This window comes from Microbacterium sp. ZOR0019, from assembly GCF_000800925.1.
Classification (GTDB): domain Bacteria; phylum Actinomycetota; class Actinomycetes; order Actinomycetales; family Microbacteriaceae; genus Microbacterium; species Microbacterium aurugineum.
This window is the reverse complement of the sequence record NZ_JRKC01000016.1, coordinates 12,594-33,478: the sequence shown is the minus strand read 5'-3', so window position 1 is coordinate 33,478 and position 20,885 is coordinate 12,594. Positions and strand designations below refer to the sequence as shown.

The following is a 20,885-nucleotide window of genomic DNA, read 5'->3' as shown; positions in this document are numbered from 1 at the left end:
TGCCGCAGGGCGCGAAGCCTGCGGTCGATCCAAGCCGGGCGAAGCTGGCCGGACAACCGGAACAAGGTGAGGAGACCCCATGAAGGGGAAGATCGGACTCGTCGTCGGACTCGGCGTGGGCTACGTCCTCGGCACCCGTGCCGGACGTGAGCGCTACGAACAGATCAAGACGCAGTGGCTGAAGGTGTGGAACCTCGATCCGGTGCAGGAGCAGGTCACCAAGGTCAAGGGCTTCGTCGGCGACAAGGCCGCTGCCGTGCCGGGAGCGCTCTGGACCGGCGTGGTGAAGGTCGCCAAGTCCGTCAGCGGCAACGGCACCCCGGGTCAGCGGCTCGACTCCGCCATCGCCACCGGCCGCGAGGCGGCGGAAGACCTCGCCGAAGCCACCGAGGAAGCGGTCGAGGCCGCGAAGGCGACGGCGAGCACGCCCGCCAAGAAGCCCGCCGCCAAGAAGCCTGCGGCCAAGAAGCCCGCGGCGACCAAGTCCGCTCCCAAGAAGTCCGGCGCCTGACATGCCCCGCGGTTACCGTGATCGTGCCGACGACAGTCTGCTGACCCTGCTCGGGGATCTGCCGGAGCTCGTCACGAATCTGGTCAAGGCCGAGATCGACGCCGCCAAGGCGTGGATCTCGCGGACCTCGAAGGACGCCGGCATCGGCTCCGTTTGGTTCCTCGTCGCGCTGTTCTTCCTGTTCTGGGCCGTGCCCGTGATCCTGGTCTTCGCGATCGCCGGACTCTCGTCGTGGTGGCCCGTGTGGCTCTCGGCGATCGCCGTGTTCGGCATCCTGATCCTGGCCGTGCTGCTGTTCGCGCTGCTCGGCATCCTGAAGTTCCGCAAGGTCCTCGCGCGCCAGAACCCGGCGCAGGCCGTCGCGGAAGACATCCGACTCGTGAAGGAGGCCGGCGATGACGAATTCTGAGTCGATGCCGCGCACCGCCGTCCCCGCCGGGATCGTCGACCCCGTCGCCTCCGCGCGCGCGGAACTGAAGGCCGCGCTCGCCGCCATCGAGGTCAAGGGCAACCTGCCGCGCCGTCTCGAGAAGGCCTCCACGCGCGCCGCCGCCAAGGCCCGGGTGTTCGCCGATCGCAACCCGATCGGTGCGATCGCCGCGGCCGTCGGCGTCGCTGCGGCCGTGGGCGGTGCGGTCTGGGCGATCGCGCGCGTGATCTCCCGCTGACGCGCGGAGTTCCGAGAGGTCGGGACCGCTTCTGGGGTGATTAGCGGCTCCTGCACAAACGAGGCAGACTGGGGAGCATGATGTCCGAAGAGAGCGCTGAGAACCCGTCCGGCTTCACACTCTGGGCCGTCTGGCGACGGAATCCCGATGTTCCCGTGACGGAGAGCGAGTCGACGGAGCTCGAGACGATCGTCGCGTACATCGAGGACTCCGGGGTGACCGTTCGCGGCTTCTACGACGTCTCCGGACTCAAGGCCGACGCTGATCTCATGGTGTGGCTGCACGGCGACACCGCGGAAGAGCTGCAGAAGGCCCTTCGACGCCTGCGCCGCACCGAGCTCCTGCGTCCGCTCCTCCCGGTGTGGAACGTCATGGGCGTCCATCGCGATGCCGAGTTCAACCGCGCACACGTCCCCGGATTCCTGCGCGGTATCGAGCCCAAGGACTGGCTGTGCCTGTACCCCTTCGTGCGCACGCCCGAGTGGTACCTCGCTCCGGAGGAGGAGCGGCGCACGATGCTGGCCGACCACGGACGCCGGGGTGCGGCGTTCACCGGCGTCCTCGCCAACACGGTCGCGTCCTTCGCGCTCGGCGACTACGAGTGGCTGCTGCCGCTCGAGGCCGATGAGCTCACCGACCTGGTCGACCTCATGCGGGACCTGCGCTACACGGACGCCCGGATGTATGTGAAGGAGGAGGTGCCCTTCTACACGGGGCGCAGGCTCCGGTTCGACGAGATCGCGGACGTCCTCCAGTAAGCGCCATGAGCACCCCCATCCGTCTGGGAACCCGTCGCAGCGCGCTCGCGCAGGCGCAGTCGGGCCATGTCGCGACCGCGCTCGAGAAGCTCTCCGGTCGCCCTGTCGAACTCGTCCCGATCACCAGCGAGGGCGACACGAACCGTGCCTCCCTGTCCGAGATCGGTGGCCAGGGCATCTTCGCCACGCGATTGCGCGAGGCGCTGCTCGCGGGGGAGTGCGACTTCCTCGTCCACTCGCTCAAGGACCTGCCGACCGCAGTCCCCGGGGGGCTCGTGATCGCCGCGACGCCGAAACGGGAGGATCCGCGAGACGTGGTCCTCACCCGTGACGGCGTCCCGCTCCACGAGCTGCGTTCCGGCAGCACGATCGGCACCGGTTCTCCGCGGCGCATCGCCCAGGTCCACCGGCGTGCGCCGGGTGCGGAGGTCGTCGACATCCGGGGGAACGTGGATTCACGTCTCGCGCGGGTCGTCTCGGGCGAGCTGGATGCCGTGATCCTCGCTGCGGCAGGGCTGTCGCGGCTCGATGCGAGGACTCCCCTCCAGCGCGAGGAGCTCGGGCTCGCCGAGTGGCCGACCGCTCCGGGGCAGGGTTCGCTCGCGGTGGAGACCCGTGCGGACGCGCCCCGGGAGCTGCTCGACGCCCTCGCCGGTCTCGATGACAGGGCCACCCGGCTGGCCATCACGGTGGAGCGCGCGATCCTGCAGGGACTCGACGCCGGATGCCAGGCGCCGATGGCCGCGCACGCCGTCGTCGACGGCTCGTCGATCCGTGTCAGAACGGTGGTCTACGCGACGGACGGTGGGCGCCGGATCGGCCTCGACGTCACCGAAGACCTGAACGGGGAGTATATTCGTCGGAACGGCAGTGGCAATGGAGCGGATGCTGCCGATGGTGCAGACCCGATGCACGCAGCGCGCGAGTTCGGGTTCACTGTTGCCCGTCGGCTGCTCGATCAAGGGGCGGCCGGCCTCGTATCCCGAGAGCAATCCTCATGACCACTTCCGAAGAAATCAAGCAGGACCGACCGCTGGACGGCTGGCGCATTCTGGTGCCCCGTGGCGGGCCGTGGGGCGACAGCGTCGCCGCGAGCCTTCGGGCGCTGGGCGCCGTCCCCGTCGTGGCGCCGCTGATCAACTTCGCCCCGACCACCGACCAGGCGACGCTCGACACCGCGCTCGCGCAGCTCGCCGCCGGAGAGTTCGACTGGCTCACGATCACTAGCGCGACGACCGTGGACGTCCTCTTCGCCCATCGGGCGATCGTGCCGCGATCGACCAAGATCGCCGCGGTCGGTGAGACGACGGCCGCTGCTCTGCAGGCCGTCGGCTACGAGGTCGCGCTCGTCCCCGAGCAGGACAACTCCGCCGAGGGGATGGCGCGGCAGCTCATCGGACTCGAGAAGGAACCGCGCCGCATCCTCGCCCTGCGCAGCGAGATCGCCAAGCCGGTGCTCAGCCGTCTGCTCTCCGAGGCGGGGCACGATGTCCACGGTGTCGTCGCCTACCGGACGGTCGGCGTCCCGGTGACGGAGCGCATCCGCCGCGATGTCGAGAACGGCCGCATCAACGCGATCCTCGTCACCAGCGGCTCGGTCGCCCAGCAGGTGCGCGAGCAGTTCCCGGAGATCCCGGATGAGACGCTGCTCGCCGCGATCGGCCCACGGACGGCGAGGGATGCCCAGCTCGCAGGACTGCCCGTGTCGGTGGTCGCCGACCGGCAGACGATCGACGCACTGATCGACGCCGTCTCGCACTTCACCCTTCCGCACGCGGCCGACGAGTTCGCACCGTGAGCTACCCCGATGTTCGCCTGAGGCGGTTGCGCCGGTCTCGGGCCGTGCGCGACCTCGTGCGCGAGACCTCGCTGGAGCCGCGGCAGCTCGTGCTCCCGCTGTTCGTCCGCGAAGGACTAACCGAACCGGTGCAGATCGGCTCGATGCCCGGTGTCGCGCAGCACTCGATCGACTCCTTGCGCGCGGCAGCGGTGGAGGCGGCGGAAGCGGGTGTCGGCGGTGTGATGCTCTTCGGCGTCCCGGAGGTCCGCGACGCCCGCGGCTCCGGCGCCGACGACCCGCACGGCATCCTCAACCTCGCCACGGCGGCGCTCGCGGCCGAGGTCGGCGACGCACTCGTGGTCCAGACGGACCTCTGCCTCGACGAGTTCACCGACCACGGTCACTGCGGCGTGCTCGCGGCCGACGGCTCGGTCGACAACGACGCGACGCTGGAGCGGTACACCTCGATGGCGCTCGCACAGGCGCGGGCCGGGTCGCAGCTCCTCGGGCTCTCCGGCATGATGGACGGCCAGGTCGCGGTGATCCGCGCTGCCCTGGATGCCGAGGGCTTCACCGACACGCTTCTCCTCGCCTACGCCGCGAAGTACGCGAGCGCCTTCTACGGACCGTTCCGTGAGGCTGTCGACTCGCAGCTGCAGGGTGACCGGCGCACGTACCAGCTCGACCCCGGCAACCGCCGCGAGGGCGTGCGTGAGGCCGTCGTCGATGAGGCCGAGGGCGCCGACATCGTGATGGTGAAGCCGGCGATGGCGTTCCTCGACGTGCTGCGGGAGGTGCGCGACACCGTGAGCGTTCCGGTGTGGGCGTACCAGGTCTCCGGCGAGTACGCGATGATCGAGGCCGCCGGCGCGAACGGCTGGATCGACCGGCGGGCCGCTGTGCTCGAATCCCTGCTGTCGATCCGACGGGCAGGCGCGGATGCGGTGCTGACCTATTGGGCGACCGAGGCTGCGGCCTGGCTGCGCGACTGACGTCTTCGGAGACCGTGCACGACGGTTAGCCTGGAAGGGATGCCGGGACGGCTCCGTGCATCGCAAGGAGCTTTCATGACCGACCGCAATGACGACCTGTTCTCCGCTGCCAGGGCGGTGATCCCCGGCGGCGTGAACTCGCCGGTGCGCGCCTACGGTTCGGTCGGGGGGACACCGCGTTTCCTGGCGTCGGCCACGGGCGCCACGGTGACGGATGCGGCAGGGCGCGAGTACGTCGACCTGGTGGCCTCGTGGGGGCCCGCGCTCCTCGGACACGCGCACCCGGAAGTCGTCGCCGCGGTGCAGGAGGCCGCGACCCGCGGGCTGTCGTTCGGTGCTCCGACCGAGGGCGAGGTGGAACTCGCGGCGTTGATCGCCGACCGGGTCCGCTTCGGTGAGATCCGCCCGATCGAGCGCGTTCGACTGGTGTCCACCGGGACCGAGGCCACGATGACGGCGATCCGTCTCGCGCGCGGAGCCACCGGCCGCGACTTGCTCGTGAAGTTCGCCGGGCACTATCACGGCCACTCGGACGGTCTTCTCGCAGAAGCGGGCTCCGGTGTCGCGACCCTGGCGCTCCCCGGATCGGCAGGAGTACCGGCTCCCATCGCCGCGCAGACGCTCGTGATCGGGTACAACGATCCCGAGGCGCTGGCCGCGGTGTTCGCCGAGCACGGACAGCGGATCGCGGCCGTGATCGTCGAGGCGTCGGCCGCGAACATGGGCGTCGTCCCGCCGGTGCCGGGATTCAACCGCCTGATCGCCGAGACCGCGCACGCGCACGGTGCGCTGATGATCCTCGACGAGGTGCTCACCGGGTTCCGCGTGCACCCCTCAGGCTTCTGGGGATTGCAGGCCTCGGAGGGCGAGGACTACCTGCCCGACATCGTCACCTTCGGCAAGGTCGTCGGCGGGGGGATGCCGCTGGCCGCGCTCGGTGGGCGGGCCGAGGTCATGGACCTGCTGGCTCCCTTGGGGCCGGTGTATCAGGCGGGGACGCTCTCGGGGAATCCGCTGTCGGTCGCGGCGGGCCTCGCGACGTTGCGACTCGCGACGCCCGAGGTCTATGCGACCATCGATGCCGCCTCCGCTCGGCTCTCTGCGGCCCTGGATGCCGCGCTCACGTCTGCCGGGGTCACTCACGCGGTCGCGCGGGCGGGCAACCTGTTCAGCGCCTCGTTCCGCGCCTCCGTGCCGCGGAACTACGCGGAGGCCCAGGCGCAGGAGTCGTTCCGCTATGCGCCGTTCTTCCATTCGCTGCGGGAGCAGGGTGTGGCCCTGCCGCCGAGTGTCTTCGAGGCCTGGTTCCTGACCGCCGCGCACGGCGACGAGGAGCTCCGGCTCATCGAAGCGGCGCTGCCGGCTGCCGCGGAGGCCGCGGCGGCGGCTCGCCCGTAGCGCGCCGGGGAATGGCGTGACCCCACAAGGGATCGTTGCGTTCCTGTGAGCAACTTCCAGACAACTGGCAGGACGGCGCTGGCAGACTAAGTGTCATGGTGACGTTGCTGCTGGACCAGACGCAACTCGAAGTCGTGCTCTCGCCGCTGGAACGAGCCGCGACCTTCCACCGCGAGAACCTCCGGATCGTGCGCGACACCATCACCAAGGTCCAGCTGACCGACGACGCATGGACCTGGCTGCGAGGGGTGCCGAATCCCGGCACGCACATCCCCGGCGTCCTGGCCGCGGGAAGCTGGAAGGCCGCGGGCAGCCTCGACTTCGTGCTCATCCGCCGCCGTCGCCCGAGCGTCGTCATCGACCTCGAGGGCGACGAGCAGTACCGCCGCCTGATCCTCACGACCCGGCACGGCCTCGCGCTCACGCAAGCGCTCCGACTCGACGTGTCCTCGGAGCCCGCGAACGTCGAGGAGATCGTCGCCACGGCGCCGACCCCCGTGACGAAGGGGAGCCGCCGACCGGTCATCCGCCCCCGGCCCGCCTGAGCACAGGGCGACCGACGCGCGAATCCGCGCTCCACGACAGGGAACGCCCTCCGCAGCCGTCAGGCCGGGAGGGCGTTCTGCTGCATGAGCGGGCGGGTCACCCGTGGTGGGTCTCGCCGTGGTGGGTCTCGCCGTCGTGATCCTGGCCGTCCGGGGCCTCGGCGTCGCCGGATTCCTCGAAGCTCGTTTCCTCGGACTCGGACTCGGCCAGCGGAACGGTGTCGATCACGCCGGTGGAGGCGACGCTCCAGTGGGCACCGTCCTGGACGGGGGCATCGTCGGTGGCCTCGGCGTCCTGCCCCAGCGGGTAGTCCTTCGGCTCGTCCTCGTAGTACGCGCGTGCGGCCGCGGCGAGCATCGAGCTGACGGCTGCCGACCGCGGATCGGCGTCCTCCTCGGTCTCGGCAGTGTCCTCGCCGCCGTCGACGTCCGCGGCGGTGTCGAGGTCGGCGAAGATCTCGACACCGGCGGGGGCATCGTCCTCCGCTGCGTCGTCGTCGTGGGCGTCGGCGCCGTCCGTGCTGACGATCTGCTCGTCCGCGACGGTGTCGTCTGTGGCGGTGTCGTCTGTGGCGGTGTCGTCTGCGGCGGTGCCGTCGTGCTCAGAGGTCTGTGCGGGAGTGTCCGTCTCGGGGTCGTCACTCGTCGTGAAGACCTCGGCGACGTCGTGCCGCGGCGATTCCGGGTCAGCCGTGGCCGCGGGGGAGGCGGCGGGAGCTGCCGCGCCGAACAGGATCTCGTCGAATGACCGCGCCGGGGGCTCCTCGGCCTGGTCGGTCTCGTCGTCCCGGCTCGTGTCGCCGTGGTCCTCGTCGCCGTGACGATCTTCGTGATCTTCGTGGGGGAGCGGTTCGTCCGCCTCGGATGCGGGTGCAGCGACGGGAGCGGCATCCACCGGAGTTTCGTCGTCCGCCTCGGGGGTGAACAGCTCGGAGATGCCGTCGTTCGAATCCTCGTCGACGGTCGCCGAAGCCGAAGCCGAAGCCGAAGCCGCTGCGGCCAGGTCATCGCCAACGGCTTCACCGGCGGGTGCGGCGGCGGCCTCGGCGGCCCAGGCCGCGGCGGCGGCTACCGGGATGGCGACCGTGGACTCGGCGTCAGCGGTGTCGGTAGCAGCGGCGTCGGCGTCAGCGGCGTCGGTGGCAGCGGCGTCGGGCTCCGCGCGCTCGGAATCGGCGTCGTCAGGCGCGGCGGCGAGCACCGGCGCGTCGAGCGGCGGCGTGTTCATGTCTGCGCGGGGCGCGAGTCGGCCGCCGCGCATGAGGTCGATGAAGACGTCTTCCAGGGTCGGGCCGCGCTGCAGGAGCGTGCTCAGGGCGATTCCGGCCTCCGCGGCGACAGCTCCGACGGTCCCGGCGTCGCCGCCGCGCACGGTCAGGCCGGAGCGCAGGACCTCGATGTCGAATCCTGCCGCGTCGAGCGCGACACGAAGCGCACCACGATCCGCGGCATCCACGATGACGGAGCCGCCTTGCGGGTCGGCGAGCGTCTCGATACCGCTCGCCAGCACCAACCGGCCCTTCGAGAGGACCAGGACGTTGTCGGCGACCTGCTCCACCTCGCTGAGGACGTGCGAGGACACGAGTACCGTGCGTCCTTCGTCGGCGAGGCGGCGCATCAGCAGGCGCATCCAGCGGATGCCCTCGGGGTCGAGCCCGTTGGCCGGCTCGTCGAAGACGAGCGCACCCGGGTCGCCGAGAAGGGCGTGCGCGACGCTCAGCCTCTGACGCATGCCGAGCGAGAAGCCGCCGATCCGGGAGTCGCCTTCGGAGTCCAAGCCGACGAGGGACAGAACCTCTCCGACGCGGGCCAGCGGGATGCCGTTCGCCTTGGCGGCGATCGTCAGCTGACGTTCGGCGGTGCGCCGAGGACGATAGACGGTCTCTTCCAGGACGGCACCGATGGTGCGCAGCGGCTGACGGAGCTCCGCGTAGGCCGTCCCGCCGATCGTGGCCGTTCCGGAGGTGGCGCGCACCTGACCGAGGAGGATTCGCAGGGTGGTGGTCTTGCCGGCTCCGTTCGGGCCGAGGAAGGCGGTGACGGCGCCGGGCTCGACGCGCGCGGAGAAGTCCGAGACGGCGGTCACCTCATTGAAGCGCTTCGTCACGTGCGTGAACTCCAGCACCTGTCCTTCAGGCATCCGTGACCTCTCGTCGCAGTGAACAGTTCCTCCCTATCCTGCCGGAAAAGCCTGTCGGATCCCGCATTTCGCGCGGATTCTCCGCCCTCGGCGAAGCGGTAACCTGGCACGCGTGACCGAATCCCAGGCTGCATCCCGTGTCCTCATCCGCACCGAAGGAGCACTCGGGCGGCTCACCCTCAATCGACCGGAGGCGATCAACGCGCTCGACGAGGGGATGATCGAGACGCTCACCGAGGCGCTCGACGCCTGGCGCGACGACACCGACGTGCAGATCGTGCTGATCGACGGGGCGGGGGAACGTGGCATGTGCGCCGGCGGAGACGTGCGTGCGCTGCACGCGCAGATCGTCGCCGGGGAGTCCGAGCGCACCGCCGAGTTCTTCCGCGCGGAGTATGCGTTGAACGCGATGATCGCGGAGTATCCGAAGCCGGTCGTTGCGTTCGCCGACGGCATCACGATGGGCGGAGGGATCGGCCTGGCTGGTCATGCGGCGATCCGCATCGTCACGGAGCGCTCGAAGCTGGCGATGCCCGAGACCCGGATCGGGTTCACGCCCGATGTCGGCGGCACCTGGCTGCTCGGACGAGCGCCCGGCCGATTCGGGGAGTATTTCGGACTGACCGGCGCGACGATGAGCGGAGCGGATGCCGTCTACCTGGGGTTCGCCGACCACTTCGTGCCGTCCGATCGTCTGGACGCGCTGCGGGAGGCCCTGGCGTTCCGTGCGGATCCGACCGGCCCGAGCGAGATCGTCCTGCTCTTCGACGAGACGCCGGAGCCCACGCAGCTGCCCGCATCGAAGGCGTGGGTCGACGAAGCGTTCTCGGCCGCGACCGTGAGCGAGATCATCGACCGCCTGCAGGCGCAGGGCACCGCGGAGGCCGCCGCCACGGCTGAGCTCTTGGCGGGCCTCGCCCCCACCGGCCTCACCGTCACGCTCGATGCCGTGCGCGAAGCGCGCGAGCTCCCGGGTTTGCGGGCTGCCCTCGAGGGCGAGTACCGGCGGGTGCTGTGGTTCGTCAACGAGCACCCGGACCTCGTCGAGGGCATCCGCGCGCAGCTCGTCGACAAGGACCGCAACCCGAAGTGGGACCCGCCGACGCTGGCCGAGCTCGCCCCGGATGCGGGTGCCCCGGCGCGGGCGTACGTGCCCCGGCCGCCGCTGTTCTGACGCTCCGGGGTGTGCGGGGCCGCCGGGAGTGTGCCCGCGTGCGGTGCACACCCGCCGGGAGTGTGCCCGCTTGTCGGACGGTTTCGGCCGTTTCCAGTCGGTTCGGCCCGGAACTCCCGACAGGCGGGCAGGGAGTCCCCGACAGGTGGGCCGGGCCGGAGCGGGATCGGGCTACTCCCCGGCGTCCTCTGGCGTCGTCCGCGACTGCCAGATCGTCCGCAGCACATCGACGATGTCGTCGAGCTCGGCGCCGAGGGGGTCGGCCTCGTCGACCAGGTCACGGAGGCGGCGGATCACCGAGGCCGGGAGGACCCCAGCCGACTCGGAGACACGTGTGCCGGCGGCGGTGCGCGAAATCACCAGTCCGTCCGCCTCGAGCATCTTGTAGGCGCGTGCGGCGGTGCCGGGAGCGACGCCCAGATCGCTCGCCGTCTGGCGGACGGTCGGCAGTCGTTCGCCGGCACCGAGCTGGCCCGAGACGATGAGGCCGCGCAACTGCCGGTAGATGTCGAGCGCAGGATTGGTCTCATCTGCCGCCGAGAGCTTCGGATTCGGGCTCATCACACGGCCTCGCTGTCGGCGGGGCTCTCGGCCTCGGTGCCCGTACGCGCGCCGTGATCGCGCGGGTACAGCTGCCCGATCACCAGGAAGAGGAGCACGAAGGCGGCGATCTCCAGCAACGGTGCCAGGCCGCCTCCGACACCTGCGATCTCGCCGTATCGCCAGAATGCCGTGTAGGAGTCCGAGCCGCCGTCGCGCTGGACGGTCAGACCGACGACCGATCCGGCATCGGCGATGAACCGCCACGCCCCCGCAAGGGTGAGGAGGAGCGCCGACGTCGCCGTCCGGGTGATCGCCGTCGCGACATCGCGGCGTTCCCGCTGCTCTGCGGCCAGCGTCTCCGGGCGCAGGAACGGGCGGACGGCGCTCGCGTGGAGCGCGGCCACCATGACTGCCAGGAGGACCGCGGTGCAGATCAGCACGGGGATGCCGTACGCCCAGCCGTAGAACCAGGGTCGGAGCGGGTCGATCGGCTCGTTGTTGATCTCGATCTCGAGGAAGACATAGGGACCCCCGTTGATGTTCGACGAAGCGAGACCGGCCAGGACCGTGGTCGCCGTGAGAGCAAGCACTGCGAGGGCGGCTCCCGCCGTTCCTGCGCGCGGACTGAAGGTCAGCCACGTGCGGCGGGGAACGGCGACCGGTCGTTCCGGGGGCGTGCTCCCGAGGGTCGCGACGATCGCGAGCAGGAGTCCGATGCCGACGGACGCCGTGAACACCGGCATCGCGTACCGCCACCAGGAGATGACGCCGTTGAGATCGAGCACGTATCCGGAGACCAGATTCTCGGCGAGGAAGACGACGACCACTCCGATCGCCGTCAGACCGAGCGTGCGGTGCTCTCGCGAGTAGCGGGCGACGACGCCGCCGGCTGTGGCCGCCCCGGGCCGCATCCGGCTCTCCCTCTGCGCGCGCCTTCCGGGGAACACGCAGATGCCGCACGCGATGATCGCCGCGACGACCAGAGAGACCCACGGCATCGTGAAGAGCGCGCCGAGCATCTGCCAGCCATCCAGGCGCCACAGAGCGGAGGCGAGCGGGGAGGTGAAAAGGTCAGGCATGCGGAGTCCGTTCTCTTTGTACTGCATGTCTATCACAAGTTGTATCAGTGCGTAAATACAAGCTCGGACCGACCCGCTGATCGCACGGGAAAGCGGTTCGCTGTCAGCGAAGGTCCGTCCACAGGGGGATACGAATGTCCGCGGATCGTGGCACTCTGTCTTGTGGCCGGTTGTCGGTCGGCATCCGTCTGCCGAGAAACCCGCCGCTTCATACTTCCTAGAAAGTCCGCCTGTGCTGGGAAAAATCCTCTTTCGCTATCTCTCTCGATACCGGTGGCTGTTGCTCGCGGTGCTGGTCTTCCAGCTCGCCAGCGTGGCAGGCACCCTCTACCTCCCGAGTCTGAACGCCGACATCATCGACAACGGCGTCGCCCGCGGTGACACCGCCTACATCTGGCGTACCGGCCTGTTCATGCTCGCGGTCTCGTTCGGGCAGATCGTCGCGTCGGTCACCGCGACCTACTTCGCCGCGCGCGCCGCGATGGGCGCCGGCCGCGACATTCGTTCCGACGTGTTCGGCAAGGTCAGTGGCTTCTCTGAGCGCGAGGTCTCGCAGTTCGGCGCCGGCTCGCTCATCACGCGCAACACGAACGACGTTCAGCAGGTGCAGATGCTCGCGATGATGGGCGCGACCATGCTCATCACGGCGCCGCTGCTCGCGATCGGCGGCATCATCTTCGCCGTGCGTACCGAGGTGACACTCAGCTGGCTCATCGCGATCTCGGTGCCGCTGCTGCTGATCCTCGCCGCACTCGTGATCGGTCGCATGGTCCCGCTGTTCCGCAGCTACCAGGGCAAGCTCGACAACGTGAACCGCATCATGCGGGAGCAGCTCACCGGTGTCCGCGTCGTCCGTGCGTTCGTGCGCGAGGGCATCGAAGAGGAGCGCTTCCGCGGGGCCAACACCGACATCATGGTCGTCGGTCGCAAGGTCGGCTCGTTGTTCGTGCTGCTCTTCCCCCTGTTCATGCTCATCCTCAACGTCACCGTCGTCTCGGTCATCTGGTTCGGCGGCATCGAGGTGAACAACGGCACGGTGCAGGTCGGCACGCTGTTCGCCTTCATGCAGTACATCGGCCAGATCATGGGCGGCGTGATCATGGCGAGCTTCATGGCGATGATGATCCCGCGCGCTGCGGTCTCGGCCGAGCGCATCGGCGAGGTGCTCGACTCCGAATCCACGCTGATCCGTCCCGAGAACGGCGTCACCGAGTTCCCGGTACCGGGATCCCTGGCGTTCGACGACGTCGAGTTCACCTACCCGGGAGCCGATTCCCCGGTGCTCACCAGCATCAGTTTCGCCGCGCAGCCGGGCGAGACCGTCGCGATCGTCGGTTCGACCGGATCGGGCAAGACGACGCTCGTGTCGCTCATCCCGCGTCTCTTCGACGTCTCGGGCGGGGCGGTGCATGTCGGCGGCACGGACGTGCGCGAGGCCGACGTCGAAGCGCTGTGGGACAGCATCGGCCTGGTGCCGCAGCGTCCTTTCCTCTTCACCGGAACCGTTGCGTCGAACCTTCGCTACGGGCGTGAAGATGCGACCGACGAAGAACTCTGGCATGCGCTCGACATCGCGCAGGGTCGCGACTTCGTCGAGGAGATGCCGGACGGACTCGATTCGCGCATCGCGCAGGGTGGTACGAACGTCTCGGGCGGTCAGCGCCAGCGTCTCGCGATCGCGCGTGCGATCGTGCACCAGCCGCAGATCCTCGTCTTCGACGACTCGTTCTCGGCGCTCGATCTGACCACCGATGCCCGGCTCCGCCAGGCGTTGTGGAGGGAGCTCCCGCATGTGACGAAGATCGTGGTCGCGCAGCGCATCTCCACCATCACGGACGCCGACCGCATCGTCGTCCTCGACGGCGGCACGATGGTGGGCGTCGGCACGCACGCGGAACTGCTCGAGACGAGCGAGACCTACCGCGAGATCGTCGAGTCGCAGCTGGGGGTGGACGCATGAGCGAGCAGAACAAGGAACAGGGCACGCCCACGCGTGGCCGCCGCAAGGCCACGGCTCCCGTGGCCGAGGTCGAATTGACCGCGGAGGAGAAGTACGAGGCCGAGCTCGCGGAGCAGGCCCGACAGAACTCCGGCGACTGGGACAGCGTCGCGCCGGGCAAGGCCGACAACTTCGGGCCGAGCTTCGCGCGCATGATCGGGTTGCTGAAGCCCTCGGCGCTCTGGTTCGTGTTCGTGTCGATCCTGGGAGCGCTGGGCGTCGTGCTGACGGTCGCCGCGCCCAAGGTGCTCGCCGAGGCGACGAACCTCGTCTACAAGGGGTTCATCTCCATCCAACTCGGGCAGCCGAACGGCGACTCCCCGGGGTTCCCGGCGGGAACATCGCAGGACGTCGTGGTCGAGGCGCTGCGAGGCGCGGGTCAGGACGACTTCGCGAATCAGGTCGGTGCGCTGGGTGACTTCACGGTCGGTCAGGGTGTCGACTTCGGGGCGCTGCGCCTGGTCATCGCCGCTGTCCTCGCCATCTATGTCGCCGCGGCGTTCCTCACCTGGATCCAGGGGTACGTCATCAACGTGATCATGGTGCGCACCATGTGGCGTCTGCGCGAGGCGGTCGAGGCGAAGATCAACCGTCTGCCCCTGTCGTACTTCGACAAGGTGCAGCGCGGTGAGCTGATCTCGCGCGTCACGAACGACATCGACAACATCACCCAGACGATGCAGCAATCGCTGTCCGGTGCGCTCACCTCGGTGCTCACCGTGATCGGCGTGCTCGTGATGATGTTCTCGATCTCCTGGCAGCTCGCGCTCGTCGCCCTCATCACGCTGCCGCTGATGGGTGTGATCTTCGGCATCATCGGTCCGCGCTCGCAGAAGGCCTTCGGCACGCAGTGGCGCAAGGTCGGACGGCTCAACGCCCGCGTCGAGGAGGCGTTCTCCGGCCACGCGCTGGTGAAGGTCTTCGGACGCGAGAAAGACGCGCTCGACAAGTTCCAGGCCGAGAACGAAGAGCTGTTCCAGGCCAGCTTCAAGGCGCAGTTCCTGTCCGGCGTCATCATGCCGGCGATGATGTTCGTCGGAAACCTCAGCTACGTGGGCATCGCGGTGCTCGGTGGTCTGATGGTCGCGAACGGACAGCTCCGTCTCGGCGATGTGCAGGCGTTCATCCAGTACTCGCAGCAGTTCACGCAGCCGCTCTCCGAGCTCGGCGGCATGGCGGCGGTGGTCCAGTCCGGTACGGCGTCGGCGGAGCGCGTGTTCCAGCTCCTCGACGCGGACGAGCAGGAGGCGGACGATGCCGATGCTCCGGAGCTCGTCGAGGGCAAGGGCGTCATCGAGTTCGAGAACGTCGCATTCTCGTACACGCCGGATCGTCCGCTGATCAAAGACCTGTCGTTCCGGGTGGAGCCGGGGCAGACCGTCGCGATCGTGGGGCCGACCGGTGCGGGGAAGACGACCCTGGTCAACCTGATCATGCGCTTCTACGAGCTCAGCGGCGGACGCATCATGCTCGACGGTCAGGACATCGCCGAGGTGACCCGGGATGAGCTGCGGTCGCGCACCGGCATGGTGTTGCAGGATCCGTGGCTGTTCGCGGGGAGCATCCGCGAGAACATCCGCTACGGCCGCTCCACCGCGACCGACGACGAGGTCCTCGCCGCGGCGAAGGCGACCTACGTCGACCGCTTCGTCCACGCCCTCCCCGAGGGCTACGACACGGTGCTCGACGAGGATGCCGCGAACGTCTCCGCGGGCGAGCGTCAGCTCATCACCATCGCGCGCGCGTTCGTCGCACAGCCGTCGATCCTCATCCTCGATGAGGCCACGTCGGCCGTCGACACCCGCACCGAGCTGTTGCTGCAGCACGCGATGGCCGCCCTTCGCAAGGGACGCACGTCCTTCGTGATCGCGCACCGTCTGTCCACCATCCGCGATGCCGACCTCATCCTCGTGATGGAGCACGGTGACATCGTGGAGAAGGGCACGCACGACGAGCTGATCGCCGCGCAGGGAGCCTACTGGCGCCTGTACCAGTCGCAGTTCGAGCAGGCGGCCACAGACATCGACGCCGAAGAGGCCCTCACCGGCTCGACGCCCGTCGTGGTCACCGGTGACGCGGACGAGGAGAGCGTGCACGCGGCTGCGGCCGTCGCCGGCGCGTCGGTGGGGGCGCAGGTTCCTGCCGCCGAGACGGCTGCTGCCCAGGCGCTTCTCGAGGAGGGGGCCGACGGCTCCGCCTCTCGCGACTGAGCGGCATCACGCAGACGCCCCATCCTGCTCACGCGGGATGGGGCGTCGTGCTGTACTCGGTCGGGCGAAGTGTCAGGACCCGTCGTCCGTGATCCCGAGCAGTTCCAGGGGATGGGTCAGGCGCCACCACGGGCTCGGCCCCTCGACGTCATCGGCCAGGACCAGGGGAACCGTCACGGTGTTGAGCGGTCCGGCCGCGGTCAAGGTGCCCACGGTGGCGTCCTCGTCCCGCTTGTCGCCGAGATCGAAGGCCGTGGTCGCAGTGGCGACAGCACCGTTCCACAGCACGACATCGGCATCGGATTCGGTGACCACGTCGACCTTCTCGCCCCAGTCGGTCGTGACCTGTCCGACGACCGTGCCCTTCGCGACCGCTGCCTCCTGTGCGTCCAGGGCGGCCTCCGTCTCGGCGAACAGCGAACGGGTGAGAGCGAGGCGCTCGTCGTCGCCCGCCTGATTCAGCGCCGCCGCGAACAGGTGCACCGTGGTGTCCCCGATCGTCAGGTCTTTCGCCGTCAGCAGGTTCCAGCCGACCAGCGTGCCGGTCTTGATGCCGACGACGCCCGGATCGGCGAGCATCCCGTTGGTGTTGACGACCGTGCCCGCACCCGGGAGGTCCACCGACCGGGTGCCGACGATCTCTGCGAACACGGGGTTCTGCATGGCCAGCTCGCCGAGCTTGATCAGCGCCGCGGGGGTCGCCACATTGCGCTCGTCGAACCCGGAGGGGGTGACCACCGTGATGTCGGTGAGCGCACGATCGCGCAGCCACACCTCGGCGGCGGCCGCGAACTCCTGGTCCGAGCCCCAGATCTCGGAGGCCAGCCGGTCGATGTAGTTGTTCGCCGAGCCGAGGAGTGTGCCCTGGAGCATCTGGTACTCGGTGAGGACGCCGTCGACGGGGACATCCAGTGCAGACTGATCGCTGCGCCGGTAGTTCCAGTAGTCCACGCTGTCGCCGTAGGTGAAGCCGAACTCCGGCCCCTGCTCGCCGAGGGCGAGGGGCATGCGGTCGAGCACCATCAAGCTGCTCACGACCTTGGTGATGCTCGCGATGCTCACCGGATCGGTGATCGACGCCGCGGTGGTGAGCCCGGCGATGCCGACGGACGCGCTGCCCTCACTCGGCCAGGTGATCGTCGCGGCGGGAGCGGGAACCGTGTCGAACTCGACGGTCTGCGCCGTCGGCGGAATCTCGTGCAGCGGCCAGAGCAACGTCGTGCCCGCATAGCCGGCGACCAGCGCGGTGAGCGCGACGAGCGGCACCAGGATTCCCGGACGAGCGATGGCCGGCCGCAGGCGAGCCCCACGGAGGAGTCCGCCGTTCTGTTCGGTTTCCGGGGTCTGCTCGAACGTCGCCGTGGCCGTGTGCGCACCGACGGCGGCGGCATCGACCCAGGTCAGTGCGGTCGCGCCCGTCTTGTCGTCGGCCCACTGCACGGCCGCGCCGTCGACGAGCGCTTCGGCCTCATCGGGCTCCTGTGCCTCCTCACCCTCGCCGCGTCGGCGGGGGTGGAAGGGCGGCTTCGTGAGTGGCGGAGTCGCGGGACCATCCACCGGCTCCGGGTCGAGCGCCGGCTCCGGGTCGTGCACGGGCTCCGGGTCGAGCACGGGCTCCGGGTCGAGCACGGGCTCCGGGTCGAGCACGGGCTCCGGATCGGACGCCGACGCGGGGTCGTCCGACGAAGCCGTGCCGTGACGTCGTGCGGGCGTCCGGTCGACCGTGAACAGCGCGCCGATCGCGGCGGCGTCGACCGGGACAGCGGAGACGACGGAGGGATCCGACGGGGGCGTGTCGCCGGCGAAGAGTCGATCGGCGGCGAAGGGTGCGGCGCTCTCCGATGCGGGGGCGGCGGGGTCCGACGCGATCGCCAGTTCGTCCACAGGCCCGGAGGGGGCGGCCGTCCGCGAGCCGTCGTCGCTGACGACGCCCGTCGCCTCGTCGGCGGGATCTGAAGCGGTCACTCGTTTACGGTACCCAATCCCCGGCGTGTTCCGTGGCGCGAAGCCCTGTCGCCACGCCGGTGTCGCCACCGGGTAAGATCATCAGCACAACCACGGGAGTCCGGCGAGCCGGGCTGAGAGGGAGCGAATCGCGCTTCGACCGTCGAACCTGATCTGGGTCATGCCAGCGCAGGGAGGAGTTCAGATGAGTACGTCCACGTCCGCATCCGCGAAGCAGGCATCCGCCGCCTCGAACGGTCTGCGCCCCACGTCGATCTGGCGCTGGCGCGTCGTCGACATCGTCGTCGCCGCCGTCCTCGGCGTCGCGATCGGCCTCGTGTTCTGGGGCTGGAACACCATCGGATACGCCTGGTTCGGTGCAGCCGATGCCCTGACCCCGGGTCTCGGCGGCATCGCCGTCGGCATCTGGCTGCTCGGGGGCGTCGTCGGCGGCCTCGTGATCCGCAAGCCGGGCGCCGCGCTGGTCGTCGAACTGGTCGCGGCGATCGTGTCGATGCTGATCGGAAACGTGTGGGGTGTGTCGACCGTGCTGTCCGGCATCGTGCAGGGCCTCGGAGCGGAGATCATCTTCGCGCTGTTCTTCTATCGTCGTTTCGGGATCGTGGTCGCCGCGCTCGCCGGCATCGGAGCGGCGGTCGCCGCTTGGGTGTTCGAGCTGTTCTACGGCAGCTCGCCGAACATCCTGAAGTCGGTCGAGTTCAACACGATCTATCTGGTCAGCGTCGTCGTCTCCGGCGCGATCCTCGCCGGCGTGGTCGGCTGGCTGCTCGTGCGGGCACTCGCCGTCACCGGCGCACTCAACCGCTTCGCCGTCGGGCGAGAGCACGTGCGCGAGGTCTGAGCGTGAGCTTCGCCGCCCCGGCCCGCGTGCAGGCTGCGGGCTGGGGCTGGCGGTACGCCGGTCGAAAGCGCCCCGCCGTCGCCGACGTCTCATTCACGATCGAACCGGGCGAGCGGGTGCTGCTGCTCGGCGCATCGGGCGCGGGCAAGTCGACTCTGCTCGCCGGTCTCGCCGGCGTCCTGGGCGGCGATGACGAGGGCGAGCGGACCGGTGACCTGCGCATCGACGGCGCGTCCCCGGAATCGCGGCACGGTCGCGTGGGGCTCGTCCTCCAGGACCCCGATGCCGGAATCGTGCTGTCGAAAGTCGGCGATGATGTGGCGTTCGGCTGCGAGAATCTCGGTGTCGCGGCGTCCGAGATCCCGGGCCGAGTCGCGGAGGCTCTCGACGCCGTGGGCCTCGACGTCTCGCCGCAGCGTCCCACGAAGGCGCTCTCGGGCGGCCAGAAGCAGCGACTGGTGCTGGCCGGCGTGCTCGCGATGCGTCCGGGCCTGCTGCTGCTCGACGAGCCGACCGCGAACCTCGACCCCGAGGGTGTGCGCGAGGTGCGGGCGAGCGTCGAGCGGGCCGTGGTCTCCTCGGGTGCGACACTGATCGTCGTCGAGCATCGCACGCCGGTCTGGGTCGATCTGATGACGCGTGTGATCGTGCTGGCGGCCGACGGCGGGCTGCTCGCGGACGGACCGCCCGAGCACGTGTTCGCGGTCCACGGCGATGTGCTCGCCGATGCGGGGGTGTGGGTGCCCGAGCGGGGCATCGACCTGCCCGTGCTGGAGCGGGTGACGGCAGCCGATGCGCTCTCCGCCTCCGGGCTCGCGATTGCGAGGGAAGCGGGCGTCGTCGTGCAGGCGGGACTCGACCTGCACGTACCGCGGGCGAACGCGACCGTGATCACCGGGCCCAACGGGGCGGGCAAATCGACCCTTGCGCTCACGCTCGCCGGACTCATCCCCGAAGAGGCAGGAGAGGTGCGGTCGGCACCCGAGTTGGCGGGGCGCAAAGGCACCCGCCCGATCCGGTGGACGTCGCGCGAGTTGCTCACGCGCATCGGCATGGTCTTCCAGGAGCCGGAGCACCAGTTCCTCACCCAGACGCTGCGTGACGAGCTCGCTGTCGGTCCGCGCGCGCTCGGCTGGGACCGTGCGAGGACGGACGCCGTGGTCGATGATCTCCTCGAGCGCCTCGGCCTCGCCCCACTCGCGTTGGCCAACCCGTTCACGCTCTCCGGCGGGCAGAAGCGGCGGCTGTCCGTCGCGACGGCGTTGGCGGGTGCACCGGAAGTGATCGTGCTCGACGAGCCGACGTTCGGTCAGGACCGGCGTGGATGGATCTCCCTCGTCGCGCTCCTGCAGGAGGAGATCACGCGTGGACGGTCGATCATCGCGGTGACGCACGACGATGCCGTGGTCCGACATCTGGGTGGTCATCGCATCGAGTTGGGGGCGGCAGCGTGACGGTGATCGAGACCGCACGGCCGGTATGGCTCGACGGGGTGAACCCGGTGACGAAGCTGGTGCTCGCCGTGCTGCTGTCGGTGCCGTTGTTCGCGTCCATCGACATCACGAGCGCGCTGGCCGCGATCGTCCTGCAGCTGCTGTGCCTGCCGTTGACCGGACTGCGTCTCCCGACGGTGCTGCGGAGGCTGCTCCCGATCATGATCTTCGCGCCGATCGCCGGCGTGAGCATGCTGCTCTACGCCGAACCGGCCGGGCGGATCTATTGGACCTTCGGGTTCGCGACGATCAGCGAGGACTCCGTCACCCTCGCGATCGCGGTGAGCCTGCGCGTGGTCGCGCTCGGGCTGCCCACGATCCTGCTCTTCGGCGGCACCGACCCGACCGAACTCGCGGATGCGCTGGCCCAGGTCGCCAAGCTCCCGAGTCGCTTCGTGCTGGGCATCCTCGCCGGTACGCGGATGCTGGGCCTGTTCCTGGATGACTGGCGCACCATGAGCCTGGCTCGTCGTGCGCGCGGTGTGGGGGACCGGGGCGTGCTCCGACGGTTCTTTTCCATGGCCTTCGTGCTGCTCGTGTTCGCCGTGAGGCGCGGCTCCAAACTGGCGCTCGCGATGGAAGCCCGCGGATTCGGCTCGGACATCCCCCGCACCTGGTCGCGTCCGTCGCGGCTGCACCCGAGAGATGCGGTGGCGCTGATCGGCGGCATCGCGATCATGGCGCTCGCGCTCGCCGCTGCTGTCGTCGTGGGGACGTTCCGCTTCGTGTGGAGCTAGGGTCTGTCGCGAACCGCTCGATACGTCGGCGCGATCTCGCTACGGTGGGCGG

19 protein-coding genes and 1 riboswitch are annotated in these 20,885 nt (G+C 69.6%); of the genes, 15 read left to right on the top strand and 4 right to left on the bottom strand.

What is annotated here, in order from left to right; all coding sequences use genetic code 11:
* Nucleotides 1-79 precede the first annotated feature (79 nt).
* From L978_RS05195 to L978_RS05155, 9 genes are all read left to right on the top strand, one after another.
* Nucleotides 80-511, top strand: a complete 432-nt coding sequence (locus L978_RS05195) for a hypothetical protein (protein ID WP_047521004.1) — start codon at nucleotides 80-82, stop codon at nucleotides 509-511.
* A gap of 1 nt (nucleotide 512) precedes the next feature.
* Nucleotides 513-920, top strand: a complete 408-nt coding sequence (locus L978_RS05190) for a phage holin family protein (protein ID WP_021198266.1) — start codon at nucleotides 513-515, stop codon at nucleotides 918-920.
* The gene (locus tag L978_RS05185; protein WP_047521001.1) at nucleotides 907-1,179 is read left to right on the top strand and encodes a hypothetical protein; all 273 of its coding nucleotides are present in this window, start codon (nucleotides 907-909) and stop codon (nucleotides 1,177-1,179) included. The genes L978_RS05190 and L978_RS05185 overlap by 14 nt, the downstream gene beginning before the upstream one ends.
* Nucleotides 1,180-1,256: 77 nt before the next feature.
* Complete coding sequence (gene hemQ / locus L978_RS05180; RefSeq protein WP_047520999.1) at nucleotides 1,257-1,937, top strand: hydrogen peroxide-dependent heme synthase; 681 nt, start codon at nucleotides 1,257-1,259, stop codon at nucleotides 1,935-1,937.
* Between the two features lie 5 nt (nucleotides 1,938-1,942).
* On the top strand, nucleotides 1,943-2,938 hold the full coding sequence (gene hemC / locus L978_RS05175; RefSeq protein ID WP_047520997.1) for a hydroxymethylbilane synthase: 996 nt from the start codon (nucleotides 1,943-1,945) through the stop codon (nucleotides 2,936-2,938).
* Nucleotides 2,935-3,735 (top strand): uroporphyrinogen-III synthase, encoded by an 801-nt coding sequence (locus tag L978_RS05170; RefSeq protein WP_047520995.1) that lies wholly within the window; start codon nucleotides 2,935-2,937, stop codon nucleotides 3,733-3,735. Before hemC ends, L978_RS05170 begins: the two co-directional genes overlap by 4 nt.
* Nucleotides 3,732-4,709, top strand: a complete 978-nt coding sequence (hemB, locus tag L978_RS05165) for a porphobilinogen synthase (RefSeq protein ID WP_081996927.1) — start codon at nucleotides 3,732-3,734, stop codon at nucleotides 4,707-4,709. The genes L978_RS05170 and hemB overlap by 4 nt, the downstream gene beginning before the upstream one ends.
* A 75-nt stretch (nucleotides 4,710-4,784) precedes the next feature.
* Nucleotides 4,785-6,107 carry a glutamate-1-semialdehyde 2,1-aminomutase gene (hemL, locus tag L978_RS05160; protein ID WP_047520991.1) on the top strand — a complete coding sequence of 441 codons (1,323 nt, stop codon included), beginning with the start codon at nucleotides 4,785-4,787 and terminating at the stop codon, nucleotides 6,105-6,107.
* Between the two features lie 95 nt (nucleotides 6,108-6,202).
* Nucleotides 6,203-6,652 (top strand): hypothetical protein, encoded by a 450-nt coding sequence (locus L978_RS05155; protein WP_047520990.1) that lies wholly within the window; start codon nucleotides 6,203-6,205, stop codon nucleotides 6,650-6,652.
* A gap of 97 nt (nucleotides 6,653-6,749) precedes the next feature.
* Here L978_RS05155 and L978_RS18875 read toward each other — a convergent pair whose 3' ends face one another.
* Nucleotides 6,750-8,792 (bottom strand): ATP-binding cassette domain-containing protein, encoded by a 2,043-nt coding sequence (locus tag L978_RS18875; protein WP_197055616.1) that lies wholly within the window; start codon nucleotides 8,790-8,792, stop codon nucleotides 6,750-6,752.
* Between the two features lie 112 nt (nucleotides 8,793-8,904).
* On the opposite strand from L978_RS18875, the gene L978_RS05145 reads away from it, so the two are divergent.
* Nucleotides 8,905-9,966 carry an enoyl-CoA hydratase/isomerase family protein gene (locus L978_RS05145; protein ID WP_047520988.1) on the top strand — a complete coding sequence of 354 codons (1,062 nt, stop codon included), beginning with the start codon at nucleotides 8,905-8,907 and terminating at the stop codon, nucleotides 9,964-9,966.
* Nucleotides 9,967-10,137: 171 nt separating this feature from the next.
* Here L978_RS05145 and L978_RS05140 read toward each other — a convergent pair whose 3' ends face one another.
* Both L978_RS05140 and L978_RS05135 read right to left on the bottom strand, forming a co-directional pair.
* A complete protein-coding gene (locus tag L978_RS05140) occupies nucleotides 10,138-10,527 on the bottom strand; it encodes a GntR family transcriptional regulator (protein ID WP_047520986.1) in 390 nt (129 codons plus the stop codon).
* Nucleotides 10,527-11,588 carry a hypothetical protein gene (locus tag L978_RS05135; protein ID WP_156118231.1) on the bottom strand — a complete coding sequence of 354 codons (1,062 nt, stop codon included), beginning with the start codon at nucleotides 11,586-11,588 and terminating at the stop codon, nucleotides 10,527-10,529. Before L978_RS05135 ends, L978_RS05140 begins: the two co-directional genes overlap by 1 nt.
* A gap of 232 nt (nucleotides 11,589-11,820) precedes the next feature.
* On the opposite strand from L978_RS05135, the gene L978_RS05130 reads away from it, so the two are divergent.
* On the top strand, nucleotides 11,821-13,548 hold the full coding sequence (locus L978_RS05130; protein ID WP_047520982.1) for an ABC transporter ATP-binding protein: 1,728 nt from the start codon (nucleotides 11,821-11,823) through the stop codon (nucleotides 13,546-13,548).
* Nucleotides 13,545-15,797 (top strand): ABC transporter ATP-binding protein, encoded by a 2,253-nt coding sequence (locus L978_RS05125; protein ID WP_052193349.1) that lies wholly within the window; start codon nucleotides 13,545-13,547, stop codon nucleotides 15,795-15,797. The genes L978_RS05130 and L978_RS05125 overlap by 4 nt, the downstream gene beginning before the upstream one ends.
* Before the next feature lie 72 nt (nucleotides 15,798-15,869).
* Here L978_RS05125 and L978_RS18285 read toward each other — a convergent pair whose 3' ends face one another.
* The gene (locus L978_RS18285; RefSeq protein WP_052193348.1) at nucleotides 15,870-17,762 is read right to left on the bottom strand and encodes a hypothetical protein; all 1,893 of its coding nucleotides are present in this window, start codon (nucleotides 17,760-17,762) and stop codon (nucleotides 15,870-15,872) included.
* 82 nt (nucleotides 17,763-17,844) lie between these two features.
* Nucleotides 17,845-17,956: riboswitch (TPP riboswitch) on the top strand.
* On the opposite strand from L978_RS18285, the gene L978_RS05115 reads away from it, so the two are divergent.
* From L978_RS05115 to L978_RS05105, 3 genes are all read left to right on the top strand, one after another.
* Nucleotides 17,947-18,603 (top strand): ECF transporter S component, encoded by a 657-nt coding sequence (locus tag L978_RS05115; protein WP_047520980.1) that lies wholly within the window; start codon nucleotides 17,947-17,949, stop codon nucleotides 18,601-18,603. Its footprint overlaps the riboswitch before it by 10 nt.
* Complete coding sequence (locus tag L978_RS05110) at nucleotides 18,600-20,057, top strand: ABC transporter ATP-binding protein (protein ID WP_197055617.1); 1,458 nt, start codon at nucleotides 18,600-18,602, stop codon at nucleotides 20,055-20,057. Before L978_RS05115 ends, L978_RS05110 begins: the two co-directional genes overlap by 4 nt.
* Complete coding sequence (locus tag L978_RS05105) at nucleotides 20,054-20,833, top strand: energy-coupling factor transporter transmembrane component T family protein (protein ID WP_047520978.1); 780 nt, start codon at nucleotides 20,054-20,056, stop codon at nucleotides 20,831-20,833. Before L978_RS05110 ends, L978_RS05105 begins: the two co-directional genes overlap by 4 nt.
* The last annotated feature ends 52 nt before the right edge of the window (nucleotides 20,834-20,885 follow it).